Annotated in this window: 13 protein-coding genes; 4 read left to right on the forward strand and 9 right to left on the reverse strand. The window is 39.7% G+C overall.

The features are described 5' to 3' along the window. The first annotated feature begins 14 nt into the window (after nucleotides 1-14). The 3 genes from QUE46_RS14935 to QUE46_RS14945 are packed head-to-tail and all read left to right on the forward strand — an operon-like array spanning nucleotide 15 to nucleotide 6,778. Nucleotides 15-1,277, forward strand: coding sequence for a PotD/PotF family extracellular solute-binding protein (locus QUE46_RS14935; RefSeq protein WP_286245446.1), 1,263 nt, complete (start codon nucleotides 15-17; stop codon nucleotides 1,275-1,277). Then, nucleotides 1,277-4,495: an ATP-binding protein gene (locus tag QUE46_RS14940; RefSeq protein ID WP_286245447.1), complete on the forward strand. Its 3,219-nt coding sequence runs from the start codon at nucleotides 1,277-1,279 to the stop codon at nucleotides 4,493-4,495. Before QUE46_RS14935 ends, QUE46_RS14940 begins: the two co-directional genes overlap by 1 nt. Nucleotides 4,496-4,552: 57 nt before the next feature. Next, entirely contained in the window at nucleotides 4,553-6,778 is a 2,226-nt protein-coding gene (locus QUE46_RS14945; RefSeq protein WP_286245448.1) for an EAL domain-containing protein, read from the forward strand. A 46-nt stretch (nucleotides 6,779-6,824) separates the two neighbouring features. Here the strand turns inward: QUE46_RS14945 and QUE46_RS14950 are convergent, their stop codons facing one another. Together QUE46_RS14950 and proB are read right to left on the reverse strand one after the other, a co-directional pair. Beyond that, nucleotides 6,825-8,072 (reverse strand): glutamate-5-semialdehyde dehydrogenase, encoded by a 1,248-nt coding sequence (locus QUE46_RS14950; protein WP_286245449.1) that lies wholly within the window; start codon nucleotides 8,070-8,072, stop codon nucleotides 6,825-6,827. After that, on the reverse strand, nucleotides 8,069-9,175 hold the full coding sequence (proB, locus tag QUE46_RS14955; RefSeq protein WP_286245450.1) for a glutamate 5-kinase: 1,107 nt from the start codon (nucleotides 9,173-9,175) through the stop codon (nucleotides 8,069-8,071). The genes QUE46_RS14950 and proB overlap by 4 nt, the downstream gene beginning before the upstream one ends. A gap of 850 nt (nucleotides 9,176-10,025) precedes the next feature. On the opposite strand from proB, the gene QUE46_RS14960 reads away from it, so the two are divergent. Further along, nucleotides 10,026-11,876, forward strand: a complete 1,851-nt coding sequence (locus QUE46_RS14960; protein WP_286245451.1) for a sodium:proton antiporter — start codon at nucleotides 10,026-10,028, stop codon at nucleotides 11,874-11,876. Nucleotides 11,877-11,958: 82 nt separating this feature from the next. On the opposite strand, the gene QUE46_RS14965 is transcribed toward QUE46_RS14960, so the two are convergent. The 7 genes from QUE46_RS14965 to miaA all read right to left on the reverse strand — a co-directional run bounded on the left by QUE46_RS14965 (nucleotide 11,959) and on the right by miaA (nucleotide 18,963). Then, entirely contained in the window at nucleotides 11,959-12,597 is a 639-nt protein-coding gene (locus QUE46_RS14965; protein WP_286245452.1) for a tetratricopeptide repeat protein, read from the reverse strand. Nucleotides 12,598-12,707: 110 nt separating this feature from the next. Then, a complete protein-coding gene (locus QUE46_RS14970) occupies nucleotides 12,708-14,021 on the reverse strand; it encodes an adenylosuccinate synthase (protein ID WP_004587661.1) in 1,314 nt (437 codons plus the stop codon). 216 nt (nucleotides 14,022-14,237) lie between these two features. Continuing rightward, entirely contained in the window at nucleotides 14,238-15,116 is an 879-nt protein-coding gene (hflC, locus tag QUE46_RS14975; protein WP_286245453.1) for a protease modulator HflC, read from the reverse strand. 5 nt (nucleotides 15,117-15,121) lie between these two features. After that, a complete protein-coding gene (gene hflK / locus QUE46_RS14980; RefSeq protein WP_286245454.1) occupies nucleotides 15,122-16,294 on the reverse strand; it encodes an FtsH protease activity modulator HflK in 1,173 nt (390 codons plus the stop codon). 100 nt (nucleotides 16,295-16,394) lie between these two features. After that, on the reverse strand, nucleotides 16,395-17,684 hold the full coding sequence (gene hflX / locus QUE46_RS14985; RefSeq protein ID WP_138612174.1) for a ribosome rescue GTPase HflX: 1,290 nt from the start codon (nucleotides 17,682-17,684) through the stop codon (nucleotides 16,395-16,397). Nucleotides 17,685-17,699: 15 nt separating this feature from the next. Next, a complete protein-coding gene (gene hfq, locus QUE46_RS14990; protein ID WP_004587665.1) occupies nucleotides 17,700-17,963 on the reverse strand; it encodes an RNA chaperone Hfq in 264 nt (87 codons plus the stop codon). 82 nt (nucleotides 17,964-18,045) lie between these two features. Next, nucleotides 18,046-18,963 carry a tRNA (adenosine(37)-N6)-dimethylallyltransferase MiaA gene (miaA, locus tag QUE46_RS14995; RefSeq protein ID WP_286245455.1) on the reverse strand — a complete coding sequence of 306 codons (918 nt, stop codon included), beginning with the start codon at nucleotides 18,961-18,963 and terminating at the stop codon, nucleotides 18,046-18,048. Between the last annotated feature and the right edge of the window lie 2 nt (nucleotides 18,964-18,965).

An 18,965-nucleotide genomic window follows, 5' to 3' on the forward strand; every position in this document is an offset into this window, starting at 1 on the left:
TTTTGGCTTAAACAATGGATTCCCCTAAACGCACCACGTTAAAAAAGCTCGCTATTATTGGTTTAACCACGGGCGTTGTTACCCATATTCCTTATGTGTTTGCCCGAAAAAAAGTAACCCTAAGAGTCTTAGGAACCCATGTCACGCTACAAGAAGCCATTCGTAAACAAGCAATGCTTGATTTAGGCATAAATATAGAATTCTCCCCTGCCGGTAGTGCTGCCGTATTGCAAAAAGCCTCCATGGAACCAGATTCATTCGACTTATACGAGCAATGGTCAAACAGTATTAATGTACTTTGGAGAGCAGGGTCTATTCAGCCCATAGAAAAAAAGCGACTCACCTATTTTAATGAAATAAATCCTCTTACTAAAACGGGTAAACTCACTCCTGATGCAAAGTTTGGTGCTGGCGACGCCCCTTATAAATTACTCAATGTACAGGAGGACGGTACACTAAGCGCAAACGAAAGCGATCACATTAGCTTTTTACCTTATGTGCATAATGTGGATTCTTTTGGTTATAACACAGCTAAGATCAAGCCCGGTATTGCCTACGAAACTGAAAGCTGGGGCTGGTTACTTGACGATGCCCACCAAGGTAAAGTGGGTATTGTAAATGCACCTACCATTGGCTTATTCGACCTTGCTTTGGCAGCACAAAGCAAAGGTTTAATCACATTTAAAGATATTGGTTCAATTACTCGCTCCGAGCTTGACCGTTTATTTAGCATTTTAATTGACTATAAACGCCAAGGACATTTTGCAGGTTATTGGAACTCCGTGCCTGAGTCAGTTGAATTTATGAAAAGCCAACGCGTACACATAGAAAGTATGTTTTCCCCTGCTGTGGCCGCTCTCAATAGTCAAAATGTTAACGTGAGGTTTGCTGCCCCAAAAGAGGGCTACCGAGGCTGGCATGGGGTAATGTGTTTATCATCGCAGGTTAATAATAACCAAAAAGATGCCGCCTACGATTATATGAACTGGTGGCTCTCGGGGTGGGCGGGTGCATTTATTGCTCGTCAAGGGTATTACATTAGTAACCCACAGCGCTCAAAAGCAATGCTTTCACCAAGCGAGTGGGATTACTGGTACTTAGGAAAGCCCACTAAGGTTGACTTACTAAATACCCAAAAACAGGTCGCAGTAAAAACCGGTGAACAGCGCAATGGCGGAAGCTATTTAAAACGTTTAAGCAATGTTGCAGTTTGGAATAGCGTAATGCCGACTTACGACTACAGTTTGCAAAAATGGTATGAGTTAATAAGTAGATAATGATAACCCATTCAATAAAATCAAAAATTATAATTGCCTTATGCGCATTAATTACCTTATTAATTTTGCAAAGCTACTTATTTAATTATTCGCAAAAAGTCCTTTTTGAGCTACAAAATGCGCAGCATAAAGCATTATTACAAAGCGAGTCTGTTATCCGTTTAGAAAATGATGTGATCTCCTTACAAAGCCAGGCCATTGCTTATCTAGATCATGCCAATAGCAATACCATTGATAAACTTAATATGCACTTATATGCTGCAAAAATGGATTTAGACACGCTAAGTACACATCTCAATGATCATGATGAAAGCTATCAAAACAAAATAAAGCGGCTTAATGATTACTTAAAAAATTATCACGATACATTTAATCGCGTAGTCATTAATAGAACCAAACGAGAGCAGCTGTATGTTTCGCAGTTCAAACAGCCTATTGAAGCGTTAAAAGCACAACTTAATGAACTTAAAAAAAACACGCTGACCAGCCAGCAAAATAAAATAGTGAATACCCTTTTAACTATTAGCAATATAGAACAAGCAGCAAGCAATTACTTACACAAGCCAAATTATGATGAAGCACAAAATGTGCAAGATAACCTAGCACACTTAAATACCCTACTTGCAAGTATTGAAGCCACTAATATTAACCTAGTTAATAATACTGACGAGCTTGAGCAAGCGTATAGCCAATTAGTTATTTTAACGCGCAGTTATACGTTTTCGATAAATGTAGTTTTAACGGGAATAGAAAACGAGCTACTTTATCTAGCCAAAAAAATCAGAGATATAGAGAAGCAAAAGCTCACTCAGACTGAGCAGCAACTACGAGAACACGTGCTAAAAAGCACAGAAATGGCAAACATTTTTGCAGCTTTAATTACTATAATTATCACGTTAATCACCTTTTTTATTTTTAACTCTGTTATTAAGCCTATAGCGCAATTAACCAAACTGCTCAAAGACATGAGCAATGAAAAACAAGTTACACTTACTAGTAATAAGCACCATCAAAATGAAATTAATTCAGTTATTACTGCAGCCAATGCACTGTATTTAAAAAATAAACAAACAAAAGCATTGTTAGCTGAAACTCAAGCACTTAATACTAAAATGGAATTAATGAACAAGGAACTGACTGTTGCCATGACTCAAGCGAAAAATGCTAACCAAGCAAAAGGCGACTTTGTTGCTAATATGAGCCATGAGCTACGCACGCCAATGAATGGTATTTTAGGAATGCTACAGTTATTGCAGAGCAGCGCCCTCCCAGCAAAGCAAAAACACTATGCAGATAAAGCCTTTTCAAGCGCTCAAAACTTACTGCAAATTCTTAATAACGTGCTCGATTTTTCAAAGCTTGAGTCTGACAAAGTAAAGCTTGAATCAATTCCTTTTACTTTGCATACCGTGGTTTCTAATGTTAAAAACTTATTCTCGGTCAACGCTAAACAAAAAGGGTTACATCTTAATTTTGTACTGCATGTTGATGCAGGGCTCGAATTGCTTGGCGATCCGCTTTATTTAAGCCAAATCATCAATAATTGTGTGGGTAATGCTATTAAATTCACAGAGCGCGGTGAAGTAACAATCACTATTGAGGCCATCACACAAGATAAGCAAAATATACAGTTACGTTTTGGTATAAAAGACACAGGCATAGGCATGACGCCAGAGCAAACCGAATCCATTTTTGACTCGTTTTACCAAGGCGACTCGAGCACAACCCGTAAATATGGCGGCACTGGATTAGGTTTAACTATTTGTAAACAGCTTACTAAGTTACTAGGCGGGGAAATACAAGTAAGAAGCACACCAAACCAAGGGAGCGAATTTTATTTTACACTCCCGTTTAAAATGACGAGTCAAGAAGCACTTAAAAAACATGCATTACTTATAAGTCCTGATAAAAATCAGATAAAGTCGCTAACTAAATTGTTAAGTAACGCCGATATTACTGCAGAAAGTACCCAAGAACCGCTTCGTGCAATTGCAAAAATGTCTCAACCTAGCAGTCCTTTTAATATTGTGCTTATTGCTTTGCCGCATGAAGAGTTAAAAGATAATTTTATTTTACAGCAGCTTTATTTACAAAAACAAAGAAACAAACACAAACTCCTACTTATTCTTTTAATTAGTGACCAAGAGCAGCCACCAGCACTGCCTGATAGCGAGTATATTGATATTATTACCATAGGTAATAGGCATACTGAATCACAATTAATGCGCTTGCTGCTAGCCAGCACTAGTAATTTACCTCCTGGTGATAGCTATCCGCAATATACTGGCTACACTGCCTTAGTAGCAGATGACAACCCTATTAACCTAGAAATTATAGAAGCCCTTCTTAGTAAAATGAATATGACCGTTATCTCTGCGAATGATGGCAAAGAAGCATTAGAGTGCGTAGGTAAGTATGATGTGGATATAATATTTATGGATATTCAAATGCCCGTAATGGATGGTTTAGAGGCAACACGAATACTTCGTCAGCGAGGTTATATAACGCCCATTATAGCTGTTACCGCTGCAGCATTTTCCAGTGATAAAAAAGCCGCTATTAGAGCTGGAATGGACGACTACTTAGTAAAGCCACTGTTATTTGACGCACTTCACCAGTCGATAGAAAAGCATATAAAGAAAATTCACACACTAAGCACTTTAAATTTAGCACTGGCAATGGATAACCTTGATAACAATAGCGAGTTAATTAATACCGTATTTTCCAAGTTTAATGATGACTATAGTAACTTTATAGATGTTGTAGACTCTTGCCTTACTAATAATGAATTTAAAAGCCTATCTAGGGCAATGCATAGCTTAAAAGGGCTGGCTGGTACATTAGGTTTAGAACTACTAGAGCAAAGTGCCCAAAAAGCCGAACTCGCGCTAGCAAATAAAACTGCTGTTGATTTAACTGAGTTTAACGATCAGCTTACACTCGCATTGTATGCTGCACGGCAGTTTCTTGTTACACACACCTTTTCACACCCCCTTGATAGTGCAACAAGCTGCGCCCCGCAAAGTACATTCATAGATGATATTTATACTTTAGCCTTATCTGCTCGCCCTATTTCTAGCGAATTAATTAGAGAAGTTGAACTTAAACAATTTCCCCACCAGCACCCATTATTTGAGCTCAAAGAAGCAATAGATAACTTTAATTACACCTTGGTGATTAAACTGATTGATAAATACAAAAATAGCTATAAAAACTAGACAATTATGGCAACTATAAACTAACTTTAAGAGGTAATTAAAGAATAAGGACTTAGTGTGCATTCAACCTTTCTCGCTAACAAAAATGAACCTGTAGTAAATCATCCGCGAAAGCCTTTGATTCTCATAGTTGACGACGAACCAAGTAACCTTCATGTATTAGTTGAAGGCCTGCTTGCAGACTACGATGTGCGCATCTCAACAAGTGGTGAACAAGCGCTTATATTTGTTGAATCCACTCGCCCTGATTTAATTTTGCTCGATATCATGATGCCCGGTATGGATGGCTACGAAGTTTGTAAAATTTTAAAAGCTAAACAAAATACTAAAGGGATCCCCATAGTTTTTGTTACCGCACTTACAGAAGAGGAGTCTGAAGAAAAGGGCTTTGCAATGGGTGCCATTGATTATATTCATAAACCTTATAAATTAGCTTTAGTTAGAGCCCGTGTGCGCACACACATTACTGCGCAAGGTATGCTAGACAGGCTTATTGAAAAAAACTTTGACTTACATGACAAATTATTAGAAATAGAGGCTCTTGCAAAAGAATTAAGCCAACGCGAGGAAGAGTTAAAGCAACTATCATCTAAGCAAAAGTTATTTTACCAAGCACTTACCAGCACAGCTGATGGTGTTGTTATTACTAATAGCGACGGAAAAATTATCGCTGTTAATCCATCATTTTGTAGAATTACAGGCTATTGTGAAGCCGAATCGCTGGAAATGGATTTAAAAGAAATTAAACAAAATAATCACCCTAGTATTAGCTTTGATGAAGTGTGGAAACACGCAAACGAAGCCGGTTACTGGAGCGGCGAGCTTATCACTAGACGAAAAAATGGCGAGCTATATCCAGAGCTTTTAACACTTAGCATGGTTAAAAGCGAACAAGATACCAACATTCACTATATTGGCGTGTTTAGTGATATTTCGAGCGTAAAAGTAACACAAGAACGAATAGATTACTTAACGTGGCATGATGAGTTAACTAAGTTACCTAACCGAAATGGCTTTTTAAAACAATTAGAACAACAACTACAAGATTGTAGTAGCGATAAAACCTACGCTTATATCTATATTATCGACATTGACAGCTTTCACTCAATTAATGATGGCCTAGGGCTATTAGCGGGGGATAATATTTTAAAGGAATTGGCTCAACGTATTCGTGCCAATGTAGATAAAAAAGATATTATTGCACGCTTAGGCAGTGATGAATTTGCGGCTTTGTGTAGCCTAGATAAAGGAGTTGGGCGTGCACGGGCGCAATCAATCGCTGAAAACAAAGCACAAGAACTTTTAAACGCAGTTAATCACCCTTTTGAAGTTGATGGGCAAGAAGTTAGCTTAACAATTAGCATTGGTACTTATATCTTCCCGCGTGAAGATGTATGGGAAAGTGCAATCGAAACTATTAGAAATTGTGAGGCGGCCTGTTATAAGGCTAAGGAAAAAGGCGGTAATAGAGTAACTTTTTTTGACACTTCTTTTGGCGAGCAGGCTAAGCGGCGCTTTGAAATAGAGCAAGACTTAAGAAAAGCCATTCCCCACAACGAGCTATCGATATTTTTGCAGTCGCAATTTGATAGTAATCAAACATTAAATGGCGCAGAAATGCTGCTGCGCTGGGAGCATCCTCAAAAAGGGTTTATAAGCCCCTGCGAGTTTATTTCAATAGCTGAAGAATCTGATGTTATTTTTGAGTTAGATTGCTGGGTTACTATTAATGCACTTAATTTACTTACAAAGCTTAAATACAGCCACCCTAATTTAAATATTTCGGTAAATATAAGCGGTCGGCATTTTCATGAGCCACGATTTTTAAACTTTATAAGCGAGCAAATTAAAAGTGCTGGTATTAATCCTCAGCAACTCACTATAGAAATAATAGAGGGTACACTACTTAATCACATGGAAGCCGCCATTGAAGCCGTACACTACCTAAAAAAATTGGGCGTGCGTGTATCTATTGATGACTTTGGCACGGGCTACTCAAGTTTAACCTACTTAAAACAGTTACCTATTCATGAGCTAAAAATAGATCGCTCATTTGTACTTGAAGCCCCCACTGATAACAACGATAAATTAATTATTGATATGATTGTGAGCCTTGGCAGGTTGTTTCAATTAGAAGTAGTAGCGGAGGGAGTGGAAAATCAATCGCACTTTGACTTATTACAAGAGTACCCTGAGGTTATCCTACAAGGGTACCATTTGCACCGGCCAGAGCCATTAGAAAGCTGGTTAGAAAAACTAGACCATACTTTGCAAAATGCATAAAAAAAACGCCGATTAAATAATCGGCGTTTTTTATATGTAAAGTGTATTACTTACGTACTTGGCCTTCGCCATTAACTAAATACTTTTCAGTTGTAAGAGACTCAAGACCCATAGGACCATAAGCATGTAGCTTAGTTGTAGCTATACCAATTTCGGCACCTAAACCTAATTGCGAGCCATCTGAAAAACGCGATGAAGCATTTACCATCACTACCGATGCATCCACACTGCGTTGAAAAAGCTCAGCCGCGGTATCGTTTTTAGTACAAATAACCTCAGTGTGGTTTGAACCAAATTGAGCAATATGATCCACAGCGGCACTAAAGCTTGGTACCACACGAATAGCAATTTCTAAATCTAAGTATTCTTCACCAAATTCGGTATCTGCAAGTACTGTTGCGTTATCGAAGTATTTTGCAGCCTGCTCATCTGCATTAATTTTCACACCTTCTTGACGCAATACAACGGCACATAAATTTAAAAATTCATCAGCAATGTCTTGGTGAACCACCAGCCCCTCAAGAGCATTACATACACCTGTACGCTGTGTTTTACCATTTAATAGTAAATTAAGTGCAACCTCTAAGTCGGCATCTTTATCTACATATAAATGACACACACCTTTAAAGTGCTGAATAACAGGAATAGTACTGTTTTCTGTAACAAAGTTAATTAACCCTTCGCCGCCACGTGGGATGATTAAATCTATACTTTCACGTTGCTGCATTAGCTCCATAAGCAAAGCACGGTCTGGATCAGGAATAACTGAGATCAGCGCTTTAGGTAAGTTATGTTTTTCAAGTACACCGTGCATGACACTCGCAATGGCTTGCGAGCTTTTAAGAGCTTCTTTACCGCCGCGTAAAATAACACCATTGCCCGATTTAAAACACAATGCCCCTGCATCCGCAGTTACGTTAGGACGCGCTTCATAAATCATACATACAACACCTAATGGCACACGCATTTTACGTATTTTAATGCCATTTGGGCGCTCTGTAATATCGCGTAGTTGACCGACTGGGTCATCTAAACTTACGATAACTTCAATACCCTCTGCCATTGCTTCAATGCGCTCTTCATTAAGCGTTAGGCGGTCGATCATCGAAGCGGCTAAGTTGTTATCGCGTGCTGCGCTTAAATCACTTTCGTTTTCTTTAATTATAAATGCTTTTTCTGCGCGTAATGCTGCCGCCATTTCGGTTAACACTTGGTTTTTGGTCTCGGTGTCGAGTAAAGCAAGTGTGTTTGCAGCTTTTGCTGCCTGGCGTGAAATATCCGTAATCAAACTCATGACTTCTCCAATAATGCGATATCTTTTTCTGAAATTACAGGACCAATAGAATCCTGCATTTTTTCACTAAATTCACTTTGCTCGTTATCTGCAATAAAGCTTAACAAGCAACTACTATAATTTGCGGTGGCTTTTGCTAAACGTGTGCCATCCTCGCTTCTAACTAAAATGGTATCACCGATGGCAAACTCACCATGAACTTCCATTATTTCGTCGCCACGTATGCAACCGTTTTCACCCTCAAGCGACTCATCAAACGAGCCATCGACCACTACTTCACCTTGCTCATTGGCTGTATGAGTCATCCAGTGCACAGCTTCTTGCATTGGTTTTTCGTAAGGAAGAAAAACACTACCAGGGTTTTCACCGGCTAGTAATCTATTAAAGGTTTCTTCTTTAAAGCCATTAATAATATAAGTGGCAATACCATGAGACGTTGCTTTTTCAGCCGCTTCAATTTTGGTTTTCATACCACCAGTACCAACAGCACTCGTAGCACATCCTGCCATAGCATAAATAGACTCATCAATTGATTTTATTTCAGGCAGTAAAACTGCATCATCATGAAGGTTTGGGTTTTTATCATATAGCCCATCTACATCAGAAAAAATCATCAATGCGTCGGCATCAGCGGCCGCCGCTACCATGGCTGATAAATTATCGTTGTCACCGACTTTTAAATCATCGGTTGTGACAGCATCATTTTCGTTAATGATAGGTAATACACCATGCTCTAACAAAGTAAAAATTGTTTCGCGAATACTTTCATAGCGCTCACGGTCACGTAAATCGCCATGGGTTAATAATAATTGCGCTGAAGGAAAATCGAAAAAGCGATCCCACATGGCCATCATTTCAGTTTGACCTGCTGCTGCCATCGCTTTTTTCATCACAACTGAACGTGGAATATCAGATGGGAATAAGTGTGAGCCTGCAGCTACTGAGCCAGAAGATACTAAAATAACTTCAATACCACGAGCACGACAGCGAACAATAAATTGCGCAATGGTTAATAAGTAGCGTGAACGGCACCCATCCTGATCAGGAGCAATTAAAGCACTACCTACTTTTAAAACAATACGACGCCAATTTAACTTTTGCATAAAATCTCAACTTTCCATTTTATCTGCATTCACATAGTGTGAACTAAAACTAGGTAATTGCGTAAAAACACGCAATTTCGAATAGGTTATTTGTTTATACACTTTTTAAACGCACGCAAGTACACGACCTAAAATTGCTTTTAGATTTGTAAAGACATGAAACAGCACCAACCAAATTAAATGGAGGTCTATTAAATATAAAAATAAAAAGTGTTGTTTATGTATCGCTGTAAAAAGCTGTGTGCGGCCTTTTTGTTAACAACATACATAGAGCCTCTAAAGTCAGATACACCAACAGATAGGGTGATGACTTAAGGACCGAGATTTAGCCGCCACGATGGGAGCTAAACATTGAAAGTAATAGTTCAACTCAAACATTTATTTACTTAATTGTTTAAATAAACTTGTTTGAAAAAACCATACCAAGATGTTCAATAATAAGATAGCTACTAATAAATGGTAATAATAGCGTACAGGTCTATTATTACAGGGCAAATATGACGCTAGTATTAATACATAGCGCTATCTTACAAAATTATATTTAGATGACTAATTATTTGAACTCTAAATATAATACGACATTTCAATGGGTAAGATCAAGGCTAAAAATCACGCTAATGTTTAACCCTCCCTTTCAAGATGACAATTAAGCTATACAAATCAATTAGTTAATTTTATTTTTCTTTTTAAACTCAATTTATATAAATAAATCAATATGTTTAACCTACAATTTTTGTATTAAGCGCTAATATTTTATTAGCAAATTGAACATTTCACGTGTATACCCCTGTATTAATATTTAACAAAAGTTATACTTTTTACATTGTGATAAATAAGGAATTCTTAATTTATGTCAGCAATTTATATAGCCGGTATCGCACTTTGTTCGGTACTTGCCCAATGGGTAGCATGGGCGTTTAAAGTTCCCGCTATCTTGTTCTTATTGCTTACCGGTTTATTGCTTGGGCCGTTTAGTGGTGTATTAGACCCAGATGCTTTACTCGGGGATTTATTATTTCCTGTTGTATCACTAAGTGTTGCAGTCATTCTGTTTGAAGGCTCCCTCACTTTGCACTTTAGAGAGTTAAAAGGCATAAGTAAGGTCGTGCGTAACCTGTGTTCTATTGGCATGATCACCACCTGTGTGGTTATAAGTTTAAGTGCCTATTGGCTACTTGAGCTTAACTGGCGGGTTGCAGCTGTGTTAGGTGCTGTGCTTGTTGTAACAGGCCCCACAGTAATTGCCCCTTTACTTAACTCGATGCGTCCAACCCAAGACATTGACCGAATATTAAGATGGGAAGGCATTGTAATTGACCCAATCGGTGCTCTTTTTGCAGTACTGGTGTTTGAGGCGGTGATGCTGGTAGGCCAAGGTGAAGTGCTTAGTCATACTATTATTGCACTTGTGAAAACAGTGGGGGTTGGCCTTTCTATCGGCGTTGTAGCTGGGTGGATCACCACACAACTTATGCGACGCGAGTGGCTTCCATTTGAGTTACATAAATTTGGCATACTTGCCTTGGTACTTATTAGTTTTTCGGTCTCTAATCATTTAAGCCACGAGTCAGGACTATTGGCAGTTACCGTTTTTGGCATTTGGCTTGCCAATCAAAACGATTTAGAAATAGATTCTGTATTAGAGTTTAAAGAAGACTTATCGATGATTTTAATATCATCATTGTTTATATTGCTTGCTGCACGCCTTCAGCTTTCTGACTTGATGATGTTAGACAGCGACGTATTTATATTCCTCGCAGTGGTGTTATTTATAGCGCGCCCATTATGTATTGCTATATCTACCTTTGGCACAGACCTGCCTATGAAATCTCGATTGGTACTTTCTTGGATAGCCCCTAGAGGTATTGTTGCAGCCGCTGTTGGGTCGGTGTTTGCGCTAAGTATGATGGAAGCTGGCGTAGCTGATGCAGAAAAAATGGTGCCGTTAATATTTACCGTTATTATCATCACAGTGGTATTGCAAAGCTTAACTGCTATTCCTGTTGCTAAACTATTAGGCGTGCGCCAACCATCTCCAAATACCATACTTATTATTGGAGCAAACCATGTATCGCGTGCAATAGGTAAAGGTTTACAGGAGCAAAGTATTCCGGTTCATCTATCAGACCCGGCATGGGAAAACTGTAAAATGGCCCGCATGGATGGCCTTGCTTGCTATTATGGTAATCCACAATCAGAGCATGCAGAGCGCTACTTACCGCTAACAACAATACGAACTGTATTAGCGCTTTCACCAAACCGCCACCACAATGCGCTTGGTGTGCAATATTTTTCACATTTATTGAATGAAAAAAATGTATTTTCACTGCGCTCATCAACCTCGCATGCAAAAGCAAACAAAGACAGTGCAACATTTCTATCTAGACAAATTTTGTTTGGTGAAGATGGTTCTTACGCTCGCTTAAGCAGCATTATTGCTAAGGGGGGCAAAGTAAGTGCAACGCGTATTTCAGAAGAATTTGATTGGGAAAAATACCAAGAGATGAACCCTGAGGCGATCCCGTTGTTTATTTTAAAAGGCGACAAAGACAACGACGAAGATACGCCAGTTAAGCTTCGTCCATTTACCAGTAATATGGAAAAACCACCACAGGAGGGCGAACGGGTATTTGCACTTCAACCACCAAAAATGTCGGTGTTAAAAGACCCAGTCAAATCAAAAACTAAAGAAGAAGACTAACCTCTTTTAGATATTGGAAAAAAGCTCTAAGTAAACTTTAGGGCTTTTTTATTTTTATAAAATAATACACATTATTTTGAACTTAGATTGGTAATCGGGCGCGGGCCACAACACTATCTGGCATTTTTTGGGCTAGTAAGTTAAGCGCACGCTCAATTTTTTTATGGGTAGCTTTATCTGCCACCATGGCATTAAATAACCAGCGGTACGCATCTTCAAAGTCACGCGGGCTTCCATAGCCTGCATTAAAAAGCTTAACCAGCCTTAGCTGCGCTTTTAGGTTTCCTTGAGCTGAAGCCTCCCGTAAATAGGTAATGGCCATAGCTTTATCTTGCTGTACTAAGCGGCCAGTGTCGTAATAACGTCCAAGCTGCTCTAACGCAGCCGCTAGGCCTTGCTCAGCCGCTTTACGCATGTAGTACACACCTAACTCTACATTTCGCTCAACACACACGTTATAAGCCAGCATATCGCCATATAAAAATTGGTAAGATGGCAGTGCCATTTTATTGGCCCTTGCCTCTATATCTTGTACTAACTGGCAATCATCTGCCTTTACACGCTGTAAATGTGTATTTTTGTTTATTAGTGCGATCAGCTCAGGCTCGGTATAAAGCGGCACCGCAGCGGGTGTTTCTTCAGCTAATACATTGCTACTTATAGATAAAAGTAACGGAGTGAGCAAAGTCGCTAATAAAGTATTGCAAGTAGATAGGCGCATGTTTACCACGTATAAAATAAAACTTATCAAATAATATACAAAGATCGTTCCAAGGTGAATTTTAGACATAAAAAAAGCTGCAAAAGCAGCTTTTTTTAAACTAATGGTGATTAAGCAAACGGGTTGCGAAGTACCATAGTTTCTACACGATCTGGGCCGGTAGAAATAATATCAACAGGTACACCTGTGATTTCTTCAATACGCTTGATGTAGTCAATCGCAGCTTTTGGTAAGCCTTCAAGGCTAGTTACACCAACTGTGTTTTCAGACCAACCTGGCATTTCTTCATATACTGGTGTTACTTTCTCGTAACCTTCAGCAGCTAATGGCGTTACATTAGTCACTGTGCCATCTTCAAGCTGGTAACCAGTACAAATTTTAAGTGTTTCTAAGCCATCTAAAACGTCAAGCTTAGTTAAACAAAAACCTGAAATGCTGTTGATTTGTACTGCACGGCGCATTGCCACAGCATCTAACCAACCGGTACGGCGTAAACGACCTGTTGTTGCGCCAAATTCATGACCTTTATCGCCTAAATGCTTACCTACTGGGTCTTGTTTTTCAAGGCCATCGTAAAGCTCTGTAGGGAAAGGACCAGAACCAACACGTGTAGTGTACGCTTTAATAATACCTAACACGTAATCAAGGTTTAATGGGCCAAAACCAGCACCAGTCGCAACGCCACCAGCAGTGGTGTTTGAAGATGTTACATAAGGATAAGTACCGTGATCGATATCAAGTAATGTACCTTGAGCACCTTCAAATAAAATGTGTTCGCCCGCTAAACGTGTTTGATCTAAAAGCTCAGTTACATCAACAACCATTGCTTTTAAGATGTCTGCAACAGCCATTGCATCATCAAACGTTTTTTGGAAATCAACAGCATCTACTTTGTAGTAGTTAACTAAAGTGAAGTTATGGTATTCAAGTACTTCTTTTAGCTTAGCTGCGAATAATTCTGGATTGAATAAGTCACCTACACGTAAACCGCGACGGGCTACTTTATCTTCGTACGCAGGACCGATACCACGGCCTGTTGTACCAATTGGCTTGTCGCCGCGAGCAGTTTCGCGAGCTACATCTAATGCAACATGGAAAGGCAGAATTAACGGACATGCTTCACTAATTAGAAGACGCTCACGTACAGGTACGCCACGCTCTTCTAACATGCCAATTTCTTTCATTAGCGCTTCTGGTGATAAAACCACACCATTACCAATCACACATTTAACATTGTCACGTAATACACCCGATGGAATAAGGTGTAGAACTGTCTTTTCACCGTCAATAACTAAAGTATGACCCGCATTGTGGCCACCTTGGTATCGAACTACTAAAGATGCTTTGTCTGTAAGGAGATCAACAACCTTACCCTTACCTTCGTCACCCCATTGGGTGCCTAATACAACAACGTTTTTACCCATTGTAAATTCACTTCGAGAAAATTAGGACGAGATTTTACCAGAAAACTAAAGTAAAGATCACCCCTGTTCAGCTTATTTTTTCTGCGCGTATTTTTTAGACCATCGCACTTTTTAAATAATCACATATATAACAGCAATTTAAACTTTTAAATTATACTTAACAAAAAGCCCCGCATAAGCGGGGCTTTATAGCTTTTTAAATGATTAAGGCATTGCTTATTGCGCTGCAGCACCTTTCATATATTTAAAGAAGTCGCTGTCTGGTGAAAGCACCATAACATCTTGCTTATCTTTAAAGGTTTTTTTATACGCCTCTAAAGAACGAACAAAACCAAAGAACTCTGGATCTTTGTTATATGCTTTAGCATAAATAGCAGCAGCTTCTGCATCACCTTGACCACGTACTGAGCGCGCATTACGCTCTGCATCAGCAAGCATTACTGTTACTCTGCGGTCAACATTAGCACGAATAGTTTCCGCTTTTTCTTGACCTTCCGAGCGGTGCTCTTTTGCAACAGCAGTACGCTCAGCGCGCATACGTTGGTAAATAGAGCTACTCACTTCTTGTGGTAAGTTAATTTGCTTAACACGCACGTCAAGTACTTCAATACCTAACTCGCGCGCACTTTCAGAAGCTTGTACTAACGCCTCTTCCATTAACTCACTACGCTCACCCGACACAATTTCACGAATAGTACGCGTACCAAAGTTAGTACGAAGACCATTATTTACCTTTTGCTTTAGTAGTGTTTCAGCGTATTGCTTATCACCACGAGCACGTAAGTAAAATGCACTAAAATCGTTTACGCGCCATTTAACAAACGAATCAACAATTAAGTCTTTTTTCTCGCTTGTTACAAAGCGGTCAGGCGTGCCATCTAGCGTTTGAATACGTGCATCAATACGACGCACTTGGCTAAAAAATGGTACTTTTAAATGAAGACCAGGGCTGTATACAACCGCTTTGTCTTCACTGTCTTTTTCAACTTTGCTAAACAGCAACACGATTGCTTTTTGCCCTTCAGGTACTACAAATACCGCTGAGAAAGACATAACAATGGCAACTAATAATATAATTAAACTAAAGTTTTTCATTATGCTTATCTCCCGTTATTGTTAAAGCGATCGCTGTTAAAACGGTCATTACCGCTGTTCACAGTGCTGTTACGTGATGTATTTACTTTGTTACGTAAATCTTGAATATCACTTGAGCTTGGTAAAGCTACACGTGTTGCAGTGCCTTGCTTTTCCATAATTTTATCAAGTGGTAAGTACATCATGTTATTACCGCCTTTAACATCAACAATCACTTTAGAGCTACTACCTAGTACTTCTTCCATTGCATCAATGTATAAACGTTCGCGCGTTACTTCTTTAGCTGCTTGATATTCAGGTAATAGCTTTTCAAAACGAGCCACCTCACCTTGCGCTTCAAGTGTAATGCGTTCTTGATAACCTTCTGCTTCTTGCGTCATACGAGTTACTTGACCACGCGCGCGCGGTTCAATTTCACGTGCGTAAGCTTCGGCTTCACGGATGAAACGCTCTTCATCTTCTTGTGCGGCAATAGCGTCATCAAATGCATCTTTTACTTCAGTCGGCGGACGCGAGTCTTTAAAGTTCACATCGGTCACAATTAAACCTAAGTTATACGGTTCGATGATTTTATTAAGCTCATCCCACGTATTTTGACGAACGACTTCACGGCCATTAGTCAGTACTTGGTCCATTTTTGCATGGCCAACAACGTAACGTAGTGCACTATCAAGCGCCTCTTCTAAGCTATTATCAGCATTAGTTACACTGAACTTGTAAAGGTACGGGTCAATAACACGGTATTGCACTTCAAACTCAACGCTTACTACGTTTTCATCTTCCGTTAGCATAAACCCAGATGCAGATAATGAACGTACAGCTTCAATATCTACCGGAATAACCGTTTCAATAAAGGTCATTTTCCAGCGTAAGCCTGGCTCTGCAATACGGTCATACTTACCAAATTGCAATACCACACCACGTTCGGCTTCTTTAACCGTATAAATACCACTTAACGCCCACACAATTGCGGCGATAATGAGGATAAATGAAATACCGGCTCCGCCAAGTCCACCGCCACTATTATTGCCGGATTTTTTACCGCCAAATATGCCGCCTAACTTGTTGCTAAACTTACGGAACACCTCGTCTAAATCAGGTGGGCCTTGATCACGTCCGCCTTTATTGTTCCACGGATCTTTGTCATTGCCATTATTACCCGGTTCATTCCAGGCCATAGCTATACTCCATTGTTATCTAAATAAATTAGGAAATTGTGTTAAATCTATCAAATCTCCCGCGTTTCTCATACAAAAACCGACATTTATATGCCAATTTTTAATCGCGATTGATAAAACCCTCAATTTCAGGACCAAACTCTTTAATTAATCGGTTCCATTCAACCATAGGTAAACGTACATCTAACAACCAGTTACCCTGCTCATCAAAGCGCTCTTCATGGACTGCACTTAAGCTAAATAAAGACGCTCTTAACCTGCCATATTGAGGAGCAAGTAATAACGTATCACTAAACATTTTCTTAGCAAGCAGGTCACTTATTGCTTCGCTAAGTAGCTCACACCCTTCACCAGTTTGTGCAGATAACCATACTCTTATAGGCTGCCCTTGGTCATCCCGATCAATTCGTGGGCTTACATCATCAAGTGCATCAATTTTGTTATAAACTAATAATTGCGGTACTTCATCGGCTTCAATCTCTTTTAAAACCGACTGTACTTCCTCTATGTTTTCGCGCCTGCGTGGGTCTGCCACATCAATTACATGTAATTGTAAGTCGGCTTCACGCGTTTCTGTTAGTGTGGCTTTAAAGGCTGCTACTAAGTCGTGCGGTAAATGGCGAATAAATCCAACGGTGTCGGCCAAAATAACCGAACCAACATCACCTATATCAAGTTTACGTAGTGTTGGGTCAAGCGTGGCAAAAAGCTGATCCGCTGCGTATACATCTGAGTCTGTAATACGATTAAACAGGGTTGATTTACCCGCATTGGTATACCCTACAAGCGACACGGTAGGAATTTCGTTACGCGTACGCGCACGTCTACCCTGCTCACGTTGTACGGCCACTTTGGCTAATCGGGCACGAATATTTTTAATACGTGCACGTAATAAACGTCTATCGGTTTCAAGCTGTGTTTCGCCTGGGCCTCGTAAACCTATTCCCCCTTTTTGGCGCTCAAGGTGAGTCCATCCTCGGATTAACCGAGTAGACATATGCCTAAGCTGAGCAAGCTCTACTTGTAGCTTACCTTCGTGGGTACGGGCTCTTTGGGCAAAAATATCAAGAATAAGTGTTGTTCTATCAAGTACACGACATTGGCAAACGCGCTCTAAATTACGTTCTTGAGACGGACTTAATTGATGATTAAAGATGACAACATCTGCATTGTGGATTTTGACAATCTCAGCTATTTCTTCTGCTTTACCGGTACCGACGAATAGTTTCGGATGTGGTGCTTGGCGGCTGCCTTGCACAACCGCCAAACTACTAACACCAGCAGAAGATACCAACAACTCTAATTCATGAAGATCTTCACGATCGCCATCTTTAGGTAAGTCGATATGAACTAAGACTGCCTGTTCGCCGGATTCATAGCGGTCAAACAAGCATTACGCTCCTAATTAAATATTTCCTGGTTCTTGCTCTTCAGTGTCATCGCTCCCTTGAACACCTTGGAAGTTGACTGCACGAGCAGGTACAACTGTTGAAATTGCGTGTTTATACACCATTTGGTTTACAGTGTTTTCAAGTAAAATAACAAATTGGTCAAATGACTGAATTTTACCTTGTAATTTTATGCCATTTACCAAAAAGATTGATACTGGAATGCGCTCACGACGTAGTGCATTCAAAAATGGGTCTTGTAACGATTGGCCTTTTGCCATGTTATTGTTCCTTCGTTCTAGGTGTTATTATAATTTAAGTAGCTGAACTTATTTAATTAAACTAAATAATATTCAACTACTACTAGCTTAGCGAACTTACTACGCGTTGCAAGTTTTCTTCATCGTCTGTTGTTAACCAAGTAACATCAGGCCAACTCCGTAACCACGTTAGCTGACGTTTTGCCAGTTGGCGCGTTGCAGCAATGCCGCGAAAAACCATCTCATCATGGCCTACTTCACCCGCAAGGTAATCCCACATTTGTCTATAACCTACACAACGAATAGAAGGCATATTGGGGTGTAAATCCTTACGTAGATATAGGGTCGAAACTTCTTTTTCAAACCCCTGTTCTATCATTATTTTAAACCTTTTTTCAATTCGCTGATGTAATTCACTGCGATCATCAGGCGCAATCGCAAATTGATAAAAAGTATAAGGTAACGTTGGCTGCTTTTGCTTTTGCAATTCAGTCATTGTTTTACCACTAATACGGTAAACTTCCAAAGCTCGATTTATTCTTTGTGAATCATTTTCACTTATTTTGTCGGCCGCTTGCGGATCTACTTTAGCGAGCTCTTGATGTAAATGTGGCCAGCCAAATTGTTTTGCTTGCGCTTCAAGCTCTGCTCTTACTACTGGGCAGGCTTCAGGCAGTGGCGATAATCCATCAATTAAAGATTTAAAGTACATCATGGTGCCACCCACTAATATTGGTACTTTACCTTGTTGATGAAATTCATCAATTTTTTTTATCGCATCACGTCTAAAATCGGCAACCGAGTAGGTTTCGCTCGGATCGAGTAAATCAATTAAATGATGCGGAGCACGAGCAAGCTCTTGCGCATCGGGCTTTGCCGTACCTATGTCCATACCTTTATACACTAACGCTGAATCAACGCTGATTATTTCTGTATTTAAGTGCTCACACAGTGAAATTGCCAACGCCGTTTTACCAGCTGCGGTTGGGCCCATTAAAAATATGACCGGTAAATTGCTCAACA

Source organism: Pseudoalteromonas sp. MM1 (assembly GCF_030296835.1).
Taxonomy (GTDB): domain Bacteria; phylum Pseudomonadota; class Gammaproteobacteria; order Enterobacterales; family Alteromonadaceae; genus Pseudoalteromonas.

What these genes read in the sequence shown, in the direction of transcription:
- QUE46_RS14935 (WP_286245446.1), top strand. Translation starts at nt 15, where the DNA reads ATGGATTCCCCTAAACGCACCACGTTAAAAAAGCTCGCTATTATTGGT.
- QUE46_RS14940 (WP_286245447.1), top strand. Translation starts at nt 1,277, where the DNA reads ATGATAACCCATTCAATAAAATCAAAAATTATAATTGCCTTATGCGCA.
- QUE46_RS14950 (WP_286245449.1), bottom strand. Translation starts at nt 8,072, where the DNA reads ATGAGTTTGATTACGGATATTTCACGCCAGGCAGCAAAAGCTGCAAAC.
- proB (WP_286245450.1), bottom strand. Translation starts at nt 9,175, where the DNA reads ATGCAAAAGTTAAATTGGCGTCGTATTGTTTTAAAAGTAGGTAGTGCT.
- QUE46_RS14960 (WP_286245451.1), top strand. Translation starts at nt 10,026, where the DNA reads ATGTCAGCAATTTATATAGCCGGTATCGCACTTTGTTCGGTACTTGCC.
- QUE46_RS14965 (WP_286245452.1), bottom strand. Translation starts at nt 12,597, where the DNA reads ATGCGCCTATCTACTTGCAATACTTTATTAGCGACTTTGCTCACTCCG.
- QUE46_RS14970 (WP_004587661.1), bottom strand. Translation starts at nt 14,021, where the DNA reads ATGGGTAAAAACGTTGTTGTATTAGGCACCCAATGGGGTGACGAAGGT.
- hflC (WP_286245453.1), bottom strand. Translation starts at nt 15,116, where the DNA reads ATGAAAAACTTTAGTTTAATTATATTATTAGTTGCCATTGTTATGTCT.
- hflK (WP_286245454.1), bottom strand. Translation starts at nt 16,294, where the DNA reads ATGGCCTGGAATGAACCGGGTAATAATGGCAATGACAAAGATCCGTGG.
- hfq (WP_004587665.1), bottom strand. Translation starts at nt 17,963, where the DNA reads ATGGCAAAAGGCCAATCGTTACAAGACCCATTTTTGAATGCACTACGT.